Source organism: Novosphingobium piscinae (genome assembly GCF_014230355.1).
Lineage (GTDB): Bacteria > Pseudomonadota > Alphaproteobacteria > Sphingomonadales > Sphingomonadaceae > Novosphingobium > Novosphingobium piscinae.
The window spans coordinates 19596-35034 of the sequence record NZ_JACLAX010000007.1 but is presented as its reverse complement, the minus strand read 5'-3'; the positions used below and the strand labels follow the sequence as shown (position 1 = coordinate 35034).

At 64.3% G+C, this 15439-nt stretch carries 19 protein-coding genes and 1 tRNA gene; 9 read left to right on the top strand and 11 right to left on the bottom strand.

The window, feature by feature from the left end; all coding sequences use genetic code 11:
• Positions 1-35: 35 nt before the first annotated feature.
• From arsH to H7F53_RS08610, 5 genes are read right to left on the bottom strand one after another with little or no spacing between them, the layout of a single operon-like run.
• Positions 36-794 carry an arsenical resistance protein ArsH gene (gene arsH, locus H7F53_RS08630; RefSeq protein ID WP_185679095.1) on the bottom strand — a complete coding sequence of 253 codons (759 nt, stop codon included), beginning with the start codon at positions 792-794 and terminating at the stop codon, positions 36-38.
• Positions 791-1864: an ACR3 family arsenite efflux transporter gene (gene arsB, locus H7F53_RS08625; protein ID WP_185679094.1), complete on the bottom strand. Its 1074-nt coding sequence runs from the start codon at positions 1862-1864 to the stop codon at positions 791-793. Before arsB ends, arsH begins: the two co-directional genes overlap by 4 nt.
• 12 nt (positions 1865-1876) lie before the next feature.
• Positions 1877-2305, bottom strand: a complete 429-nt coding sequence (arsC, locus tag H7F53_RS08620) for an arsenate reductase (glutaredoxin) (RefSeq protein WP_185679093.1) — start codon at positions 2303-2305, stop codon at positions 1877-1879.
• Complete coding sequence (locus H7F53_RS08615; RefSeq protein ID WP_185679092.1) at positions 2302-2817, bottom strand: arsenate reductase ArsC; 516 nt, start codon at positions 2815-2817, stop codon at positions 2302-2304. Before H7F53_RS08615 ends, arsC begins: the two co-directional genes overlap by 4 nt.
• 23 nt (positions 2818-2840) lie before the next feature.
• Positions 2841-3188, bottom strand: a complete 348-nt coding sequence (locus H7F53_RS08610; RefSeq protein ID WP_185679091.1) for an ArsR/SmtB family transcription factor — start codon at positions 3186-3188, stop codon at positions 2841-2843.
• A gap of 17 nt (positions 3189-3205) precedes the next feature.
• Between H7F53_RS08610 and H7F53_RS08605 the strand changes: the two genes are divergently transcribed.
• From H7F53_RS08605 to H7F53_RS08585, 5 genes are all read left to right on the top strand, one after another.
• Positions 3206-3463: an alkaline phosphatase gene (locus H7F53_RS08605; protein ID WP_185679090.1), complete on the top strand. Its 258-nt coding sequence runs from the start codon at positions 3206-3208 to the stop codon at positions 3461-3463.
• A 78-nt stretch (positions 3464-3541) separates the two neighbouring features.
• Complete coding sequence (locus H7F53_RS08600) at positions 3542-3856, top strand: ArsR/SmtB family transcription factor (RefSeq protein WP_185679089.1); 315 nt, start codon at positions 3542-3544, stop codon at positions 3854-3856.
• A gap of 1 nt (position 3857) precedes the next feature.
• Complete coding sequence (locus tag H7F53_RS08595; RefSeq protein ID WP_185679088.1) at positions 3858-4940, top strand: ArsO family NAD(P)H-dependent flavin-containing monooxygenase; 1083 nt, start codon at positions 3858-3860, stop codon at positions 4938-4940.
• 109 nt (positions 4941-5049) lie between these two features.
• Positions 5050-6072: a permease gene (locus H7F53_RS08590; RefSeq protein WP_221773660.1), complete on the top strand. Its 1023-nt coding sequence runs from the start codon at positions 5050-5052 to the stop codon at positions 6070-6072.
• 17 nt (positions 6073-6089) lie between these two features.
• Positions 6090-6326 (top strand): thioredoxin family protein, encoded by a 237-nt coding sequence (locus H7F53_RS08585; RefSeq protein WP_185679087.1) that lies wholly within the window; start codon positions 6090-6092, stop codon positions 6324-6326.
• A gap of 29 nt (positions 6327-6355) precedes the next feature.
• Here the strand turns inward: H7F53_RS08585 and H7F53_RS08580 are convergent, their stop codons facing one another.
• The 4 genes from H7F53_RS08580 to H7F53_RS08565 all read right to left on the bottom strand — a co-directional run bounded on the left by H7F53_RS08580 (position 6356) and on the right by H7F53_RS08565 (position 10994).
• Positions 6356-7180, bottom strand: a complete 825-nt coding sequence (locus H7F53_RS08580; protein ID WP_221773659.1) for a DUF7007 domain-containing protein — start codon at positions 7178-7180, stop codon at positions 6356-6358.
• Complete coding sequence (locus H7F53_RS08575; protein WP_185679085.1) at positions 7180-7761, bottom strand: hypothetical protein; 582 nt, start codon at positions 7759-7761, stop codon at positions 7180-7182. The genes H7F53_RS08580 and H7F53_RS08575 overlap by 1 nt, the downstream gene beginning before the upstream one ends.
• Complete coding sequence (locus H7F53_RS08570; RefSeq protein WP_185679084.1) at positions 7758-9899, bottom strand: ParB/RepB/Spo0J family partition protein; 2142 nt, start codon at positions 9897-9899, stop codon at positions 7758-7760. The genes H7F53_RS08575 and H7F53_RS08570 overlap by 4 nt, the downstream gene beginning before the upstream one ends.
• Positions 9900-10055: 156 nt before the next feature.
• On the bottom strand, positions 10056-10994 hold the full coding sequence (locus tag H7F53_RS08565; protein WP_185679083.1) for an ArdC family protein: 939 nt from the start codon (positions 10992-10994) through the stop codon (positions 10056-10058).
• Positions 10995-11594: 600 nt separating this feature from the next.
• Between H7F53_RS08565 and H7F53_RS08560 the strand changes: the two genes are divergently transcribed.
• Together H7F53_RS08560 and H7F53_RS08555 are read left to right on the top strand one after the other, a co-directional pair.
• Positions 11595-12278: a hypothetical protein gene (locus H7F53_RS08560; RefSeq protein ID WP_185679082.1), complete on the top strand. Its 684-nt coding sequence runs from the start codon at positions 11595-11597 to the stop codon at positions 12276-12278.
• On the top strand, positions 12275-12667 hold the full coding sequence (locus tag H7F53_RS08555; protein WP_118072619.1) for a PIN-like domain-containing protein: 393 nt from the start codon (positions 12275-12277) through the stop codon (positions 12665-12667). Before H7F53_RS08560 ends, H7F53_RS08555 begins: the two co-directional genes overlap by 4 nt.
• Positions 12668-12917: 250 nt before the next feature.
• On the opposite strand, the gene H7F53_RS08550 is transcribed toward H7F53_RS08555, so the two are convergent.
• Positions 12918-12992 (bottom strand) — tRNA-Gly (locus tag H7F53_RS08550).
• Between the two features lie 220 nt (positions 12993-13212).
• Between H7F53_RS08550 and H7F53_RS08545 the strand changes: the two genes are divergently transcribed.
• Positions 13213-14112: a tetratricopeptide repeat protein gene (locus H7F53_RS08545; protein ID WP_185679218.1), complete on the top strand. Its 900-nt coding sequence runs from the start codon at positions 13213-13215 to the stop codon at positions 14110-14112.
• A 17-nt stretch (positions 14113-14129) separates the two neighbouring features.
• Positions 14130-14744 carry an LON peptidase substrate-binding domain-containing protein gene (locus tag H7F53_RS08540; RefSeq protein WP_185679081.1) on the top strand — a complete coding sequence of 205 codons (615 nt, stop codon included), beginning with the start codon at positions 14130-14132 and terminating at the stop codon, positions 14742-14744.
• A 67-nt stretch (positions 14745-14811) separates the two neighbouring features.
• Here the strand turns inward: H7F53_RS08540 and H7F53_RS08535 are convergent, their stop codons facing one another.
• A complete protein-coding gene (locus tag H7F53_RS08535; protein WP_185679080.1) occupies positions 14812-15435 on the bottom strand; it encodes a MarC family protein in 624 nt (207 codons plus the stop codon).
• Positions 15436-15439 lie beyond the last annotated feature (4 nt).

Sequence of the window (15439 nt, the reverse complement as noted above, 5' to 3'; positions counted from 1 at the left end):
TGAGACGGCGGGATGTCCCGCAGACTGGCGTCTTGTCAGGTGGCTTTTGCCAATCCCGCGGCCTCGACGTGCGTGTCCACAGGCTCACAACGATCTTTGCGCTCGGAATAACGGTCAACCAGTTGTGCAGCGTGAGGGCGCAGCAGGACTGTAAATCTAACCAGCTCCTCCATCACGTCGACGATGCGGTCGTAATAACTGGAGGGTTTCATCCGCCCCGCTTCGTCGAATTCCTCGTAGGCCTTGGCCACCGAGGACTGATTGGGAATGGTGACCATCCGCATCCAGCGGCCAAGGATCCTGAGCGTGTTGACGCTGTTGAACGATTGCGACCCGGCGCTGACCTGCATGACCGCCAAGGTACGCCCCTGCGTCGGTCGCAGGCCCTTGTAGGCGAGCGGCAGGTGATCGATCTGGGTCTTCATGATGCCAGTAATCTGACCATGCCTTTCCGGACTGCACCAGACTTGCGCTTCTGACCAAAGCGAATGTTCGCGCAGCTCGTGAACCGCCGGGTGATCATCGTCCTTGACCTGATCGGGCAAAGGCAGATCGGACGGATCAAAGATGCGTGTTTCGCAGCCGAAGAACTGCAGAAGGCGTGCGGCTTCCTCGACCACCAGACGCGAATAGGACCGCTCACGCAGGGAGCCGTAGAGCAGTAGGACGCGCGGTGGCGGAGACAGTTCGCCCAGGCCCAGCGCAGGACGCCGATGAACATATTCCGGCTTGAGTGCAGGAAGATATTCGGGATCGGCAAGCGGACGAAGACGCGAATATGCGGACTGGGTCATGCGCTTGCCTCCGCTGGAACGGATTCAGGAAACCAGCGGCGCCCGAACCAGAATGCAACGTTGACCAGCAGGATCAGCACCGGGACTTCGACCAGCGGACCGATCACGGCCGCAAAGGCGACCGGCGAAGCCAGGCCGAAGGCGGCGATGGCCACGGCAATTGCGAGCTCGAAATTGTTGCCCGCAGCCGTGAAAGCCACTGCCGTGGTGCGCGGATAGTCGCTGGCAATCAGCTTGCCCATGTAGAAGCTGATCGTGAATTGGACGACGAAATAGATCGTCAGGGGGATCGCGATACGGATGGTGTCGCCCGGCAGCGTGACGATCTCGTTGCCCTTGAGACTGAACATGGCAACGATGGTGAACAGCAGCGCGACCAGTGTGATCGGGCCGATCCTGGGCAGGAAGCGTGTTTCGTACCAGTCATTGCCCTTGGCTTTTGCCAGCCATTTGCGGGTCAGGAACCCGGCGAGGAACGGGATGCCAAGATAGATCAGCACGGCCTCGGCAATCGTCCAGAAGCTGACATGGATGACGCTGCCCTCCAGCCCGAACAGGGGCGGGAGGAAGGCGAGGAAGAACCACGCGTAGACGCTGAAGAACAGGATCTGGAAGATCGAGTTGAACGCGACCAGTGCGGCGACATACTGGTTATCGCCCTTGGCCAGCTGGTTCCAGACGATGACCATCGCGATGCAGCGGGCAAGGCCGATCAGGATGAGGCCCGTCATGTATTCCGGCTTGTCCGAGAGGAAGATCACGGCGAGCGCGAACATCAGCACCGGCCCGATGATCCAGTTCTGGATCAGCGAGATCGCCAGCACCCGCTTGTCCTCGAACACGCGCGGCAGTTCCTCGTAGCGGACCCGCGCGAGCGGCGGGTACATCATCAGGATCAGGCCGATGGCAATAGGAATGTTCGTCGTGCCCCAGGACAGGCTGTAAATCGCCCCCGGTAGCCAGTCGAAGGTCGAACCGAGACCAACCCCCAGCGCCATGGCGAGGAAGATCCACAAGGTAAGATAGCGGTCAAGGAACGACAGGCGTTCGCGCCTGGGCTGTCCGGTCATGGTGTTTCCCCTTCAACCCGTGACGCGGTTGCCGGCGGCGTCGATGACCTGTTCGCCGTCTTCCTTGGCGAAGGCGCCGCGCTGGTCGGCCGGGATCAGATCAAGCACCTCTTCCGAGGGACGACACAGCTTCACGCCGAGCGGCGAGACGACCAGCGGACGGTTGATGAGGATGGGATGCTCCATCACTGCATCGATCAGCTGCGAGTCGGTGAGCGCGGGATTGTCGAGGCCCAGCTCGGCAAAGGGCGTACCCTTCTCGCGCAGCAAGGCGCGGGGGCTGATCCCGGCGCGTTCAATCAGGCTTTCAAGCAAGGCGCGCGATGGCGGGGTCTTGAGATATTCCACCACATGTGGTTCGATCCCGGCGTTGCGGATCATGGCCAGCGCGTTGCGCGAGGTGCCGCATTCCGGGTTATGGTAGATCACGATGTCGGTCATGCGCTTGCTCCCGTGCTGGCGCCTTCGGCCTTGCCGATTTCCTTGAGCTTCTGTTTCATCGCCATCTCGTCGATGCTGGAATGCGGCAGCGTCAGGAACAGCGAAATGCGGTTGGTGAGGTAGCGCAGCGCCTGCAGGAACGCGTCGCGCTGTCCTTCTCCCTCGACGGCGGCGGGGTCCTCGATGCCCCAATGCGCCGTCATCGGATGTCCGATCCACACGGGACAGGTCTCTCCAGCGGCGCTGTCACAAACGGTGAAGATGAAGTCGAACTCGGGCGAACCGGGCTTGGAAAACTCGCTCCAGCTCTTCGAATACATGCCGGTGGTGTCGTAGCCCATGCCTTCCAGCACCGAGAGCGCCATGGGATGAACCTCACCCTTGGGCTGGCTTCCGGCACTCCAGGCCTTGAACCGGCCTGCGCCGAGCTTGTTCATCACCGCTTCGCCCAGGATCGAGCGGGCGCTGTTGCCAGTACACAGAAAGAGGACGTTGTAGATCTTGTCGGACATGTGAAGCCTCACGCGGTCGGAAGTTAAGCGGCGCTGCAGGACAACTCGCCCACCAGGTCTGCGCACATCTCGGGCGCTCCCTGGCAGCAATCCTGCATCAGGAAGGCGAGCAAACGGCGCATCCCTGCATAGTCGGCACGATAGTGGATCAGGCGGCTCTCGCGTTCGGACTGAACGAGGCCGGCCCGTTCCAGTGTCGCCAGGTGATGCGACATGGTGGAAGGCGGTACGCCTTGATGTTCGGCGATCGCACCGGCGATCATGCCGTCCGCGCCAGCCTTCACCAGCATGCGGAACACCGACAGGCGGGTTTCATGGGCAAGCGCACCCAGTGCATCAACGGCCCAATGCTGTGGATCAAGTTCGTTCATCATCTCACCCTTCGAGAATGGTCGAAATACGTTTCCAGCCTGACGAGTCAATCGGTAATTCGAAAAATATAGAAACGTTGACTGCGAGGCAGCCGATGGTTGCTGTCGATTACCGCCAACAGACGCTGGTGCCGCTGTCCTCAGAAACGCATTGCGGCGATGACGTGGTCGTGCGGGCTTCGGGCCCGGGTGCGCACTGGCTGCGCCGCACGATCGAGCAGCACACGATTTTCTATGTCATGCGGGAAGCGTTGTTCGGCGACGTGCCCAGCTGACTTTGCGGTTGTGTTCCGCGCAGGCGGAGATTGATCTGCGTCAAAGCGCATATGCGGATGAGCGCATATTAATCAGACATGGAACCGCGAATCGATGATCTGCTGAGCGCGCTCGCCGAACCGACGCGCCTGCGTGCACTGCAAATCATCTGGGACGGCGACGAGCACTGCGTGTGCGAGTTGATGGACCGGCTCGGCGTGACCCAATCGCGCATGTCGCGGCATATGCAGCGGCTGAAGCAAGCGGGCATTGTGACCGACCGTCGCGAGGCTCAGTGGGTGCGTTATCGCAAGCGTGCCGATTTGCCGGAAGACTGGGTGACGATTATCGGTGACATCATTCGGGCTATGCCCCCACTGCCAGGAACGGCCTGTCAGAAAAGGGCGGCTTGAAATGCGCGAGAACGCGGAACTGCACGATATCGTCATTATCGGCGGCGGCCAGATGGGTCTGTCGCTGGGCTATTACCTGCGCCGCGCGGGGGTTGATTTCCTGATCCTTGATGCAGAGGACGGGCCTGGTGGCGCATGGCGTCACGGCTGGGAATCGCTGAGGCTGTTTTCGCCGGCAGGCTACAGCTCACTGCCAGGATGGCTCATGCCGCCTGTCAGCCATGAAGGTTATCCAACCCGCGCCGATGTCCTCGATTACCTTAGCCGCTACGAGCAGCGCTATGAACTGCCGATAAGGCGTCCCGTGCGGGTCGAAGCCGTGAAGCAGGCTCGCGGCCATCTCGAACTTGTCACGAGTTCCGGACCCATCGTCGCCCGTCATCTGGTCAGCGCAACGGGCACCTGGTCGCATCCCTATCTTCCCGACATACCCGGGCGTGACCTGTTCAAGGGCATTCAGGTTCACTCGGCCCAATATGTGCGCCCCGAAGATTACGCCGGTCAGACCGTGCTGGTGGTGGGCGGGGGCAACAGCGGCGCGCAAATCATGGCAGAAGTGGCGCCGGTCGCACGGGCTTTATGGGTCACGACCCACGATCCACTGTTCCTCCCTGACGATGTCGACGGGCGCGTATTGTTCGAACGCGCGGTTGCCAGAATGAAGGCAGGCCCCAGCGAAACGCCGGTCGGCGGGATCGGTGACATCGTGATGGTGCCGCCGATCAAGGAAGCGCGGGCGCGAGGTGATCTGGTAACCGTCCGGTCGTTCGAGCGTATGACGGCCACCGGTGTAGTCTGGCCCGACGGATCGGAAATGGCGGTCGATGCGGTAATCTGGTGTACCGGTTTTCGTCCCGCACTCGAGCATCTGCGCGCCCTCGGCGCTGTTGAGGCCGACGGGCGCGTGCTGGTCGAGGAACAGCGGTCGATCAAGGAGCCGCGATTGTGGCTGGCCGGATATGGCGACTGGACCGGACCGGGGTCTGCCACGCTGATGGGCGCCGCACGCACTGCGCGCGCTCTGGCTGCGCGCCTGGTGGTGGCGCTGGCACCAAGGGAGCAGAATTATGGCTCAATATCGTGAGCGAAAAGCCGGACTGCCGGTAATCTCCAGGCCGTGTGGTGGCGACACAGCGACGGCGTAATAGTTTTTTGCGATGGTGCTGTAGCCTGAGCTGCACCCTTCGTTGCATGTGGGAGGCAAGACCATTTCCGAAGTCTTCAAATGGCTGAATGACCAGCTGCTGCGCATGCAGTGGCTGTCCGATCTTGTGGCCTGGCTGGTGCGGGACGGCTTCGGTCTCGATCCCGCCGGACGGCTTGGCGGGAGCGTTCACTTCTTCATCTATGACGTGATCAAGATCTTCATCCTGCTTGGCGTTCTGATCTTCACGGTTTCGTGGGTTCAGAGCTATTTCCCGCCGGAGCGGACACGACGGATCCTTGGACAGCGCAAGGGGCTCGGCGCCAACATCATGGCCGCTTTGCTCGGGACGATCACGCCATTCTGTTCGTGCTCGTCGATTCCCCTGTTCATCGGCTTCACCAGCGCGGGCCTGCCTATCGGCGTAACTTTTTCTTTCCTGATTTCATCGCCGCTTGTCGATCTTGCCTCAGTCATTCTCCTCGCCAGCGTGTTCAACTGGTCGATCGCGCTGGCCTACGTATTCGTCGGCCTGGTGCTGGCCGTGCTTGGCGGATCCCTGATCAGCCGGATGAAGATGGAAGGTCATGTGGAAGCGTTCGTGTTCAACAGCCCGGTCCTTGCAAGCGAGGACGGTCACCTGACCCGGCGACAGCGCTTCGAGTTCGCACGAGATCAGGTCGCCGAAATATTCGGCAAGGTCTGGCTTTACGTGTTGATCGGTGTCGGAATTGGCGCGGCGATTCACAACTGGGTGCCGGAAGCCTTCATTTCCGCCCTGTTGGGGCAGGACAAATGGTGGTCCGTTCTTGTCGCCACCATCGTCGGGATTCCGATGTATGCAGACATTTTTGGAACGCTTCCGATCGCCGAGGCACTGGTCGGCAAGGGTGTGGGCATCGGCACCGCTCTCGCCTTCATGATGGCCGTGACGGCTTTGTCGCTGCCCTCGATGATCATGCTCAAGCGCGTGGTGAAATTGCCGCTGCTGGTTCTCTTCGTCAGCATCGTTGCGGCAGGTATCATCATGATCGGCTATTTCTTCAACGCCTTTGGGGCCATGTTCCTCTGAAACGGGAGTTACCGCAAATGATCATCAAGATTCTTGGTTCGGGCTGCAAGAAGTGCATCGCCCTCGGTGAAAACGCGAAGGCTGCCGCCGATGCTGCCGGAATCTCGGCCGAGATAGTTAAAGTTACCGATTTCGCCCAGATTGCAGCTTACGGCGTGATGTCCACGCCTGCGCTTGTGATCGATGAGAAGGTCGTTTCGGCGGGCAAGGTCCTCAGCGTATCGGAAGTGGCTGAGCAGCTCGCAGCCATCTGATGGGGAGACCGGCAGGTCTCCCCACCTCATTATCCAGCGGCAACCGGCTCCACCTGTTCGTGGCGGTCAGGATCGATGACGAAGCCGAATGCGCCGGTAGAGTATTCGCCGACCGGGACCCGGTAGTGCCGGACAGGCACTGCCCCGCGCGCACCGCTCATCGTCGCGACACAGTCGACCATTCCCGGATGGCTGTCCGACCGCACTGCCGAGACGACGATCCAGTCGGCTGCATGGACCTCGCGGAAGCGGCGCTCGTCCTTGACCCGAGACTGGTCTGGGGCAAGCTCTATGCCGTGGATCACCTCCCAGGCGTCAGGATAATAGGCGATCAGGCTTTCCGCCGCGAGCCGTCGCTCCCGCGTGGTGAACAGGCCCGGGAACGTGAAAGCCACCTTGGCCCAGTCGCAGTCCTCCTCGTACCAGCCATTCGCGTGCCGCAGTAGCGGATGAACCGCTGCATTGCGCAGATCGTCGAGATGGAAGCCGCCATGCCCGGCGGTGGAGTGGCAGCTGATCCCCTCACCATAGCGGCAGGATTGCTGGGCCGGACCCCACGGCGTCGACCGGCGTGGGACCATGGTCGGACGGGGAAGACCCCGCAATTCGCGGTGGTGCTCGGCAATCTCGGCAACGTGATCCCGGAATGCGGCCTCGTCGGCAACGATGCCGCACGAACCCCAGAAGTCCTCCTCGGTCCAGTCGGCCATCGCCTTCTTGAGCCGCCAGGCATTGGCGATGCGCAGGCCGGTCCTCGCAGGAACCGCGATCCAGGAATGATCCTCCAGTCTTGCAGCGAGCAGGCCTCCGGCAGTCCTGCCGAACACCGGTGCGGGATTGGTCATAGTCGTCATCACGCGGCCCTCCGCAGGGCGCCAAGTCCGCCCGTCTCGTCCGCTGCGGCAATGCTGAGGAAAGGGTTCGAATAGCGGTGGCGCGCCAGCCATTCGTGGGCTGAAGGCAGGTCTTCGGCCAGATGCTGAAGCTCGACCTTGCCGTTCCATTCGGTCAGGACCCGAACCATGCCGGGGCGCGGGCGCTCGAGAATGCCAAAGTCGAGCGGACAGGTGAGCTCGAAATGCCGGCTGACGGTGAGGATCGTCACGCCTTCGGAACCGTATTCGCCGATCTTCAGCACGAAGCCGGCGGACTGGAAGCTGCTGCCAAACAGGCGGCGCGGGTAGATGGCGACAAGCCGGCCAGTGCCGTTCCAGGTGCGCCAGGCAGCCAGCTTGCGTCGGAAGCGCTCGGGCGGCCGTGGCTGGTCATTGGCAAAGCTGACCAGGCTGCCAAGCGGCGCGGTGTTGAAAAGGTCATGGGCATTCATCGGTCTGGTCCTGTGATCGGGGCGCTGCGGCGTGATCGCGCGCGCGCCGGAAATGGGATGGGAAGTGGCCGGGACGCGAACGGGCGCATCCCGGCCCTCGGGGGTCACTCGGCCGCGATGGCCCACGCGTCGAAGCTGCCGTCCTCACCGTCCTCGAGCTCCCCGTCGCCGGTGAGGAAGGCTGGCAGGTCGTCACTCGCTGCGGTGCTGACCGCGCCCAGATCGACAAGATCGGCGATGCCCGGCGTGCGCAGCGGTTCGGGCAGCCATGCGCTGTCCTCGAGTAGGCGGGCTGCCTCGCGGGCCATGTCGCCTTTCTTGAGGTGATCGATCAGCGCTGCGGTCTCCTCGCCCCGGGCTTCGGCCACCGCAGCAAGGATGTGCGGCTTGGTCACCCGGCCGAGGTAGTTCTCGACCCCGGGCTTCCAGCCTGCGGCCACCATGTCGAGATCGACTGCGCGGGCGAGGACATGGGCATGCTCGATGCGCCGTGCCACCGTGTGGGCGGAAACCCTGCCATCGTAGCGGCTGGCCGGTTCCCACTGCGCATTGATGCCGAAAGCGGCGCAATGGGCGAACAGGGCTGCCTGGTCGGCGCCGGTCATGGACAGAAGAGCTGCCCAAAGATCGATGTCGTGCTCGGGCAACCTCGCCTTCCACTGGTCGTGCCGCGCGATGATCGCGCGGGCGCTGACCGAATCCGCGATGCCCGGCGCCTGGTGCGGGAACCCGGTGCGATGCACCGCCACACCGAGACAGCTTTCCCGCGCTCCATGGTAGAACGTCTGGAGGACTATGGCATGGAGGACGACGGCAAAGGCCACGTCAGGGCGGTTCGCAACCGCATCCTGCAACGCCAGCGTGCGCTCGGCGGTCAGTTCGCAAACGAGCTTGTCGGGCAGCGGTTTGATGCTGCTCTCGTCTTCTTCGGGCTCGCGGGAAGGTTCGCTGCCCTGCGACGGTTCGCCGCCGCAGGGCCGATCGGCATCGACGCTTGCGGCATCGTGCCCATCTTCGCCGCCAGCATACCTGCCATCATCCGCCATGTCCGATTCCGGCTTGGGCTCATCCTCGGCGCGCACGAAGCCGCGTTCGACATGAAGCGATCCGTCGACATCGACGCTGATGAAGACCCCGGCCATCGCCATGTCCTCGGGCGCGAATACCGGCGGGCGTTCCAGCAGCAGGGCCAGCTCCTCGTCGATCGCGGTCAGCCGCTGTTCGACTTCGTCCGGAATGTCGGAGGCACGCTCGTAGTCGTTCTCAAGAGCCGCAGCTTCGGCCTGCAAGGTTTCGGCCCGGGCCAGCTCCTCATCGGTGAGTTCAGCGGCCGTGCCGGTGAGCACGCGCATGTCGTCGCGATAGCCCCAGGGAAAGTCGACTGCCGTCGCCGCCCATTTCCAGCCTTCGGCCTCGAGCCGTGCGGCTTCTGCCTGCAAACGCTCGGCGACCAGCGTGTCGAGCAGGTGCACATCCTGCAGCCAGCCCCCATGGTCATCCTCGAACAGGTCGCGCATGACGCTGCCGCCCGCAGCCACATAGGCCTCGAGCGTGACGAAGCGGACCCGCTTGTCGGAAGCGCGCACGGTATCTTCGGTCAGACGCGAGCGGATATAGGCGGGCGAGCGGTTGAAGCTGTGCGCCAGCATCTCCCAGACCTGCTCCTGCCGTTCGTGATCCTCGCAGACCGAGAAGGCCATCAGCTGATCGAGGGTCATCCCGTCATCGGCATAGATCGCGTGCAGCCGGGGCGAGACCGAGGCGAGCTTGAGCCGCTGGCGCACGACAGCCGACGTCACCATGAAATGGGCGGCGATGTCCTCGAGCCCCAGGCCCTGATCGCTCAGCACCTGCATGGCGCGAAACTGGTCGAGGGGGTGCAGCTGTTCGCGGTGGGTGTTTTCCGCCAGCGAGTCTTCTTCCGCAGAAATGTCGCTGCCCTCGCGCACCACGCAAGGGACGGGCTGGGTTTTCGCCATGCGCTTCTGCTTCACCAGCAGCTCGAGGGCGCGGAAGCGGCGGCCGCCCGCAGGCACTTCGAACAGGCCGGTTTCCTTGCCGTCATCGTCAAGCTGGGGGCGGACATTGAGGCTCTGGAGCAGGGTGCGCCGGGCGATGTCCTCGGCCAGCGCCTCGATCGAGACGCCGGTCTTGACCCGCCGGACATTGGCCTGGCTCAGGACCAGCTGGTTGAAGGGAATGTCGCGCGACTGCGACAGGATGATCTTGGAAGCAGCACTTGCCATGTCAGGTCTCCGGTGGCGGACCGCCGGGAGCCTCTCTCCCAGCCCCTGGCCCGTCACGAAGCTCCCGGCTTCCCTTTCCCTCTATGGGGCGGGCGCCGCCTGACCGGAGGCAGCGACGCCCTTGCCCCGATCCCGCCCATGGCCCGCGCGGAGACCTCAGGCCGCCCGGGCGAGGTCAGGCGCCGCCTCTTCCGCCCGTGCGAAAGCGAGGAGGAAGTCCGCAGCCTTTGAGGCGGCACTTGCGGCCCGCACGATAGCGCGGTTGTCCTCGCGCAGGATCGCCAGCCACGACCCAAGATAGTCGGCATGGCGCACGCTGGGCTCGATCCCTAGCGCCGCGCAGACGAAGGCGCTGGTCATCTCGGCGCACAGTTCCTCCCGGCCATATTCAGGCGAGCCGAAGCGGCCGGACTGATCGCGGGAGAGCCGGCTCGGATGACCGGTCCAGTGGCCCAGCTCATGGAAGGCCGTGCGGTGCCAATTGATCGGGTCGGGGAACGCCTCGGGGCGCGGAATCTGGATATAGTCGCGCGAAGGCACGTAGAAGGCTTCGCCGCCAACGATGCGGATATCGGCTCCGGTGGCGCGGATCAGGGCCTCGGCCTCCGGCAGGATCAGCGAGCGGTCGACCGGCGCGATCGGTGCGCTCAAGTCCTCGGGCAGGCCCTCGCACTGGTCGGTCGAAAAGACCGTGTAGCGCTTCAGGAACGGGATCGTGTCGGGCGTCCGGTCTTCCTCGCGGGCCCGTTCGCGCTCCTGCTGCGGGGTGTAGCGATGGGCATAGACCACGGTCATGCCCCGCTCGCCCATGCGGACATTGCCGCCCAGTTCCAGCGCCTGGCGGAAGGTGAGGAAGCGATTGGTGGTGAAGCCGCGCTCGATCATCGCGCTCCACAGGATCAGGATATTGATCCCGCTGTAGCGCGCGCGAGTGCTCGCGTTGACCGGCAGGTCGAGGGCGGCGGCTGCCGAATCCCACGGCTGGACCCAGGGCACGCGCCCCTGTTCGAGCTGAATGATGATACGGTCAGTGATGTCCTGATAGAGGTCGGTCCGCTCGATTGCGGAAGCGCTGCGTGCGCGGAAAGATGCCATGGCCTGTCTCCTCGGACGGACCGGCCTAGGGCCACTCCCTCTGGCTTCGGCACCGTCACGGCCGAAGCCGTCAGGCTCTCACTCTCCAACACCGTTGCTGACCGTCGCGCGAGCGGCCAGCGAGATGACCCTGATAGATAAGACGCGCCCTGACAGAGGCGGCAAATGGCTTGCCAGGTGCCTGGCAGGCCGAAAGGCGGGGCCTGTCGTCTTTCGCAGGCTGCCCTTGTGACCATTACCGCCGGGTCAGCGTGCGCGCGGGGCCCGATGGTTGAAGTTGCCGCGCCCTCAGGAGCAGGTCCGTCAGGACCTGCGGGACAGAGCGCGTCATCAGCCCCGCTCCGTTTCCAGGGGCGTTGCGGGGTGCCCCCGCAGATGGGGTAGGTCGGGACAGCGCAGCGTCTCCGACCGAGGGGAAGGCTTTCCCCCTTCCGGTATTGCAATCCCCATGTCGTCTTCTGCCACAGCGTCAACGGATGCACTGCAAACGATGGATGTTGATGCCATGGCCGAAATACTCGCCGCGGCAGCAATGTCGCGGCTTCCACTCATCGACGAATTCCTTTGCCCCTTGCTCACCGGTTATGATTATAGAGCGACATGGATAGCGTGGATTATGGAATTGGGGCCTATACGGCACTCGAGGCCGCCCGGATGGTCGGGATGAGCCAATCCACGCTTCGTCGCTGGTTGCTGGGCTATGAGCATGACAGCAAGCCGGAACCCGCGCTCTGGCATCCCCAGTATGAGCCTGACGAAGACGGCGTCCTCCTGGGTTTCCGCGATCTGGTCGAGGCGCGGATCGTCTATGCACTACGCAAACAGCGTATTGGCCTTCCAACGATCAGAAAGTGCATTGAACGGGCCCGGGAGATTGTCGGCGACGAGCGACCCTTCTCGACCAAGGCCTTCAGGACCGATGGGAAGACAATCTTTCTCGAGATAACCCGGGATCTCGATGAACCGGAGTTCATCGATCTCAGGAAAAGCCAGGGCGTCTTCAAGCGGGTCGTGGAGCCGAGCCTCCAGGATCTTGATTTTGGCCCGGGCGGGGCTGAACGCTGGTGGCTGCTTCACGGCAAGAAAACCGTCGTTGCCGATCCCACCCGCTCCTTCGGCCAGCCGATATTGGCCGAATGCGGCATATCGACGGCCCGGATGGTCGAGGCTGTCGCTGCCGAAGGCTCAGTAGAGCAAGCAGCGCGGGTCTATGAAATCAAGCCGCGCCTCATTCGTGATGCAATCGCCTACGAGGCGAGCATCGGCAACCGAAAGGCGGCATGAAGCTGCTCGTCGACAACAATCTGCCACCAAGGCTCGGCAGGGGCCTTGGGGCGTTTTTCGACGGCATGCATACGGTCGTCCATATCAAGGACAAGTTCGGGACGGGCAGCCTCAAGGACGAGGAGTGGATCGAACTCCTTGGCCGGGAAGGACGCTGGTGCGTGCTGACTGCGGATCGCAACATCGCCAGAAAACGACCGTCCCGACATATATTCTCGCATGCAGGCCTGATTGGCTTCTTTCCGGCACCTGCCGTGGCCAAATGGCCAATGGAACGACAATGCGCCCGGGTACTGACCCTGTGGCCCAAGCTGGTCAGCATCTCCGAGACAGTTGCCAGCGGCTTTTATGAGATCAGCGCGACCGGTGACCGCCTGCGCGCGATGTGAATCGCCGACAGAGATGTCGCATTGAATTCGGTCAGGCCGGGAATTCCCTCCGACTCATCTGCCGCTGCACATAAACGAGATCGATCAGCGAGCCGGAAATTCATCCGCCTACGCTGCAACAGCCGAACTTACGCGCGGCCTTCCGGAAAATTGGAGACAATGTGGAGACAGAGGCTCCGCGGGAGACCTTTGTCTCCAGGCCAAGACCGGTTGGCCTTGGCTTCAAAACGTTGGTTTTCTGGGAGAAAACTGGAGCGGGCGAAGGGATTCGAACCCTCGACCCCAACCTTGGCAAGGTTGTGCTCTACCCCTGAGCTACGCCCGCTCTGGCATCGCGGCCGGGCTGCCGAAGCGCACCGGCCGGGGTGGAGGCGCGCCATTAGCAATGCCCCCTGCGGGCCGCAAGGGGTAATTTGCGGCGGGATGGCAATCGTGCCGGTTGCGCCTTTTTCGCTTCACAAACGGTGCTTAGTCCCCACATTGGCACCCTATGCCGGCGCCCGCACCCGCGGCGCCGGCCACCAGGGAGGAGTCGCGTGGCAAGTCTGGGTCTGAGCATCGAGGAACAGAAGGCGGTCGACCGCTTCCGTCAGGCCGTGGCCGAGCCATCGATGACCCAGCTGGTCGTGCTCGACTTCTGGGCCGAGTGGTGCGGGCCGTGCAAGGCGCTCGCCCCGGTGCTCGAGAAGGTCTGCGCCGACTATGCCGACAAGGGCGTGGTCCTGGCCAAGCTCGACGTCGACCAGGAGCCATTCATCGCCGCGCAGTTCCAGGTGCGCTCGATCCCCACCGTCTATGCCGTGTTCCAGGGCCAGCCAGTCGCCGACCTGACCAATGCCCGCAGCGAAAGCCAGCTGCGCGCGGTGCTCGACCAGCTGCTCGCCAAGCTTCCGGTCCAGCCCGGCAGCGCACCGGTTCCCGACCTCGCGCCGCTGCTGGCGATGGGCGAGGAGGTGCTGGCCGCCGGCGAGGCCGAGCGCGCGCAGTCGATCTTCGCCCAGATCCTCGAGATGGACCCGGACAGCGCCGCCGCGGTCGCGGGGCTGGCGCGCGCGCTGCTGGCGGCCGGACAGGTGGAAGAGGCGGGCGCGGTGCTCGACCCGCTCGATCCCAAGCTGGCGGCCGATCCGCTGATCGCCCAGGCCCGCGCCGCGCTGGCCCTGGCCAAGGACCGGCCCGCCGACAACGAACTGGCCGCGCTGCGGGCCGCCGCGGCGGCGGACCCGGCCGACATGGAGGCCCAGCTGGCCTTCGCCAACGCCGCCTTCGCCGCGGGCGAGCGCGAGCCGGCGGCCGAGACGCTGCTGCGCATGATCGCCGCCGATCGCGCCTGGAACGAGGGCGCCGCCCGGGCCAAGCTGCTGCAGATCTTCGAGGCGGTCGGGCTGGAAGATCCGTGGGTGGCGGCGACCCGCCGCAAGCTCGCCACGATCCTGTTCGGTTGAGCGGGGCGGCACCCAGCATGGCCGGCCGACGCATCTCGATCTTCCCGCTCTCGGGCGCGATGCTCTATCCTGGGTTGCAGCTGCCGCTGCACATCTTCGAGCCGCGCTACCGCGCGATGATGTCCGACGCGCTGGCGCGCGACCGGCGGATCGGGATGATCCAGCCGCAGCATGCCGGCGACGGCGCCCCGCTGTTCACGGTCGGCTGCCTCGGCCGGATCGGCGAGATCGAGGCGCTCGAGGACGGCCGCTTCAACGTGGTGCTCGAAGGCGAGGCGCGCTTCCGCGTGCTGCGCGAGCTCGACGTGACCACCCCCTTCCGTCAGGTCGAGGGCGAGCTGTTCGAGGAACCGGCCGACCAGGCCCTGGCCGCAGTCGAGCGCGCCGGGTTCGAACAGGCGGCACGGCGCTTCGCCGCGATCCAGGGCTATGCGGTCGACTGGACCAGCGTGTCGCGGCTCGACGACGAGACCCTGATCAACGGCGTCGCCCAGATCGCGCCGTTCGATGCGGCGGCCAAGCAGGCCCTGCTCGAGGCGCCTGACCTGTCGACCCGCTGCGAGCTGCTGGTCCAGCTGATGCAGTTCTTCGAGCGGCGCGAGGGCGATGCGCCAGGGGCGACCCTGCAATAGGCGGCGCACCGCGGATCGGGTGACCGGCCGCAGCGGAACGACCAGCGCGGCGGGGCCTGGGCCGACCCTAACCTGTCAGCGCACTGCGCAGCCCGTCGATCACGAACTGCACCGCCAGTGCGGCCAGCAGCACGCCGAGCAGCCGGGTGATCACCGCCTCGACCCGGTCGCCCAGCAGGCGGATCAGCGGCCTGGCGCCGATCAGCGCGAGGAAGGTGAGCAGCATCACCGCAAGCAGCGCGGCCAGGATGACCAGCGTCTGTTCGGTTCCCTGGGCGCGGGCCATCAGCAGCATGACCGAGGCGATCGACCCCGGCCCCGCGATCATCGGCATGGCCATCGGGAAGACCGAGACGTCCTCGACCTCGGGAGTGGCGCGGATCTTCTCGGCACGCTCCTCGCGGCGCTGGGTGCGCTTCTCGAAGACCATGTCGAGCGCGATCAGGAACAGCATGATCCCGCCGGCGATGCGGAACGAATCGAGCGCGATGTGGAGCGAGCCGAGCAGCTGCTCGCCGAACAGCGCGAAGCCCACCAGGATGAGCGTGGCGATCACCGAGGCGCGCAGGGCCATGGCCCGGCCCTGCCGGGCGCTGGCATTGGCGGTCAGCCCGGCATAGATCGGCGCGCAGCCGGGCGGGTCGATCACCAGGAACAGCGTGGTGAAGGCCGAGACGAACAGTTCGAGCATGCGC

Excerpts from the sequence above, each read along its gene's own strand:
- arsH (WP_185679095.1), bottom strand. The coding sequence starts at position 794 with ATGACCCAGTCCGCATATTCGCGTCTTCGTCCGCTTGCCGATCCCGAA.
- arsB (WP_185679094.1), bottom strand. The coding sequence starts at position 1,864 with ATGACCGGACAGCCCAGGCGCGAACGCCTGTCGTTCCTTGACCGCTAT.
- arsC (WP_185679093.1), bottom strand. The coding sequence starts at position 2,305 with ATGACCGACATCGTGATCTACCATAACCCGGAATGCGGCACCTCGCGC.
- H7F53_RS08615 (WP_185679092.1), bottom strand. The coding sequence starts at position 2,817 with ATGTCCGACAAGATCTACAACGTCCTCTTTCTGTGTACTGGCAACAGC.
- H7F53_RS08610 (WP_185679091.1), bottom strand. The coding sequence starts at position 3,188 with ATGAACGAACTTGATCCACAGCATTGGGCCGTTGATGCACTGGGTGCG.
- H7F53_RS08605 (WP_185679090.1), top strand. The coding sequence starts at position 3,206 with ATGGTCGAAATACGTTTCCAGCCTGACGAGTCAATCGGTAATTCGAAA.
- H7F53_RS08600 (WP_185679089.1), top strand. The coding sequence starts at position 3,542 with ATGGAACCGCGAATCGATGATCTGCTGAGCGCGCTCGCCGAACCGACG.
- H7F53_RS08595 (WP_185679088.1), top strand. The coding sequence starts at position 3,858 with ATGCGCGAGAACGCGGAACTGCACGATATCGTCATTATCGGCGGCGGC.
- H7F53_RS08585 (WP_185679087.1), top strand. The coding sequence starts at position 6,090 with ATGATCATCAAGATTCTTGGTTCGGGCTGCAAGAAGTGCATCGCCCTC.
- H7F53_RS08580 (WP_221773659.1), bottom strand. The coding sequence starts at position 7,180 with ATGACGACTATGACCAATCCCGCACCGGTGTTCGGCAGGACTGCCGGA.
- H7F53_RS08570 (WP_185679084.1), bottom strand. The coding sequence starts at position 9,899 with ATGGCAAGTGCTGCTTCCAAGATCATCCTGTCGCAGTCGCGCGACATT.
- H7F53_RS08565 (WP_185679083.1), bottom strand. The coding sequence starts at position 10,994 with ATGGCATCTTTCCGCGCACGCAGCGCTTCCGCAATCGAGCGGACCGAC.
- H7F53_RS08560 (WP_185679082.1), top strand. The coding sequence starts at position 11,595 with ATGGATAGCGTGGATTATGGAATTGGGGCCTATACGGCACTCGAGGCC.
- H7F53_RS08555 (WP_118072619.1), top strand. The coding sequence starts at position 12,275 with ATGAAGCTGCTCGTCGACAACAATCTGCCACCAAGGCTCGGCAGGGGC.
- H7F53_RS08540 (WP_185679081.1), top strand. The coding sequence starts at position 14,130 with ATGGCCGGCCGACGCATCTCGATCTTCCCGCTCTCGGGCGCGATGCTC.
- H7F53_RS08535 (WP_185679080.1), bottom strand. The coding sequence starts at position 15,435 with ATGCTCGAACTGTTCGTCTCGGCCTTCACCACGCTGTTCCTGGTGATC.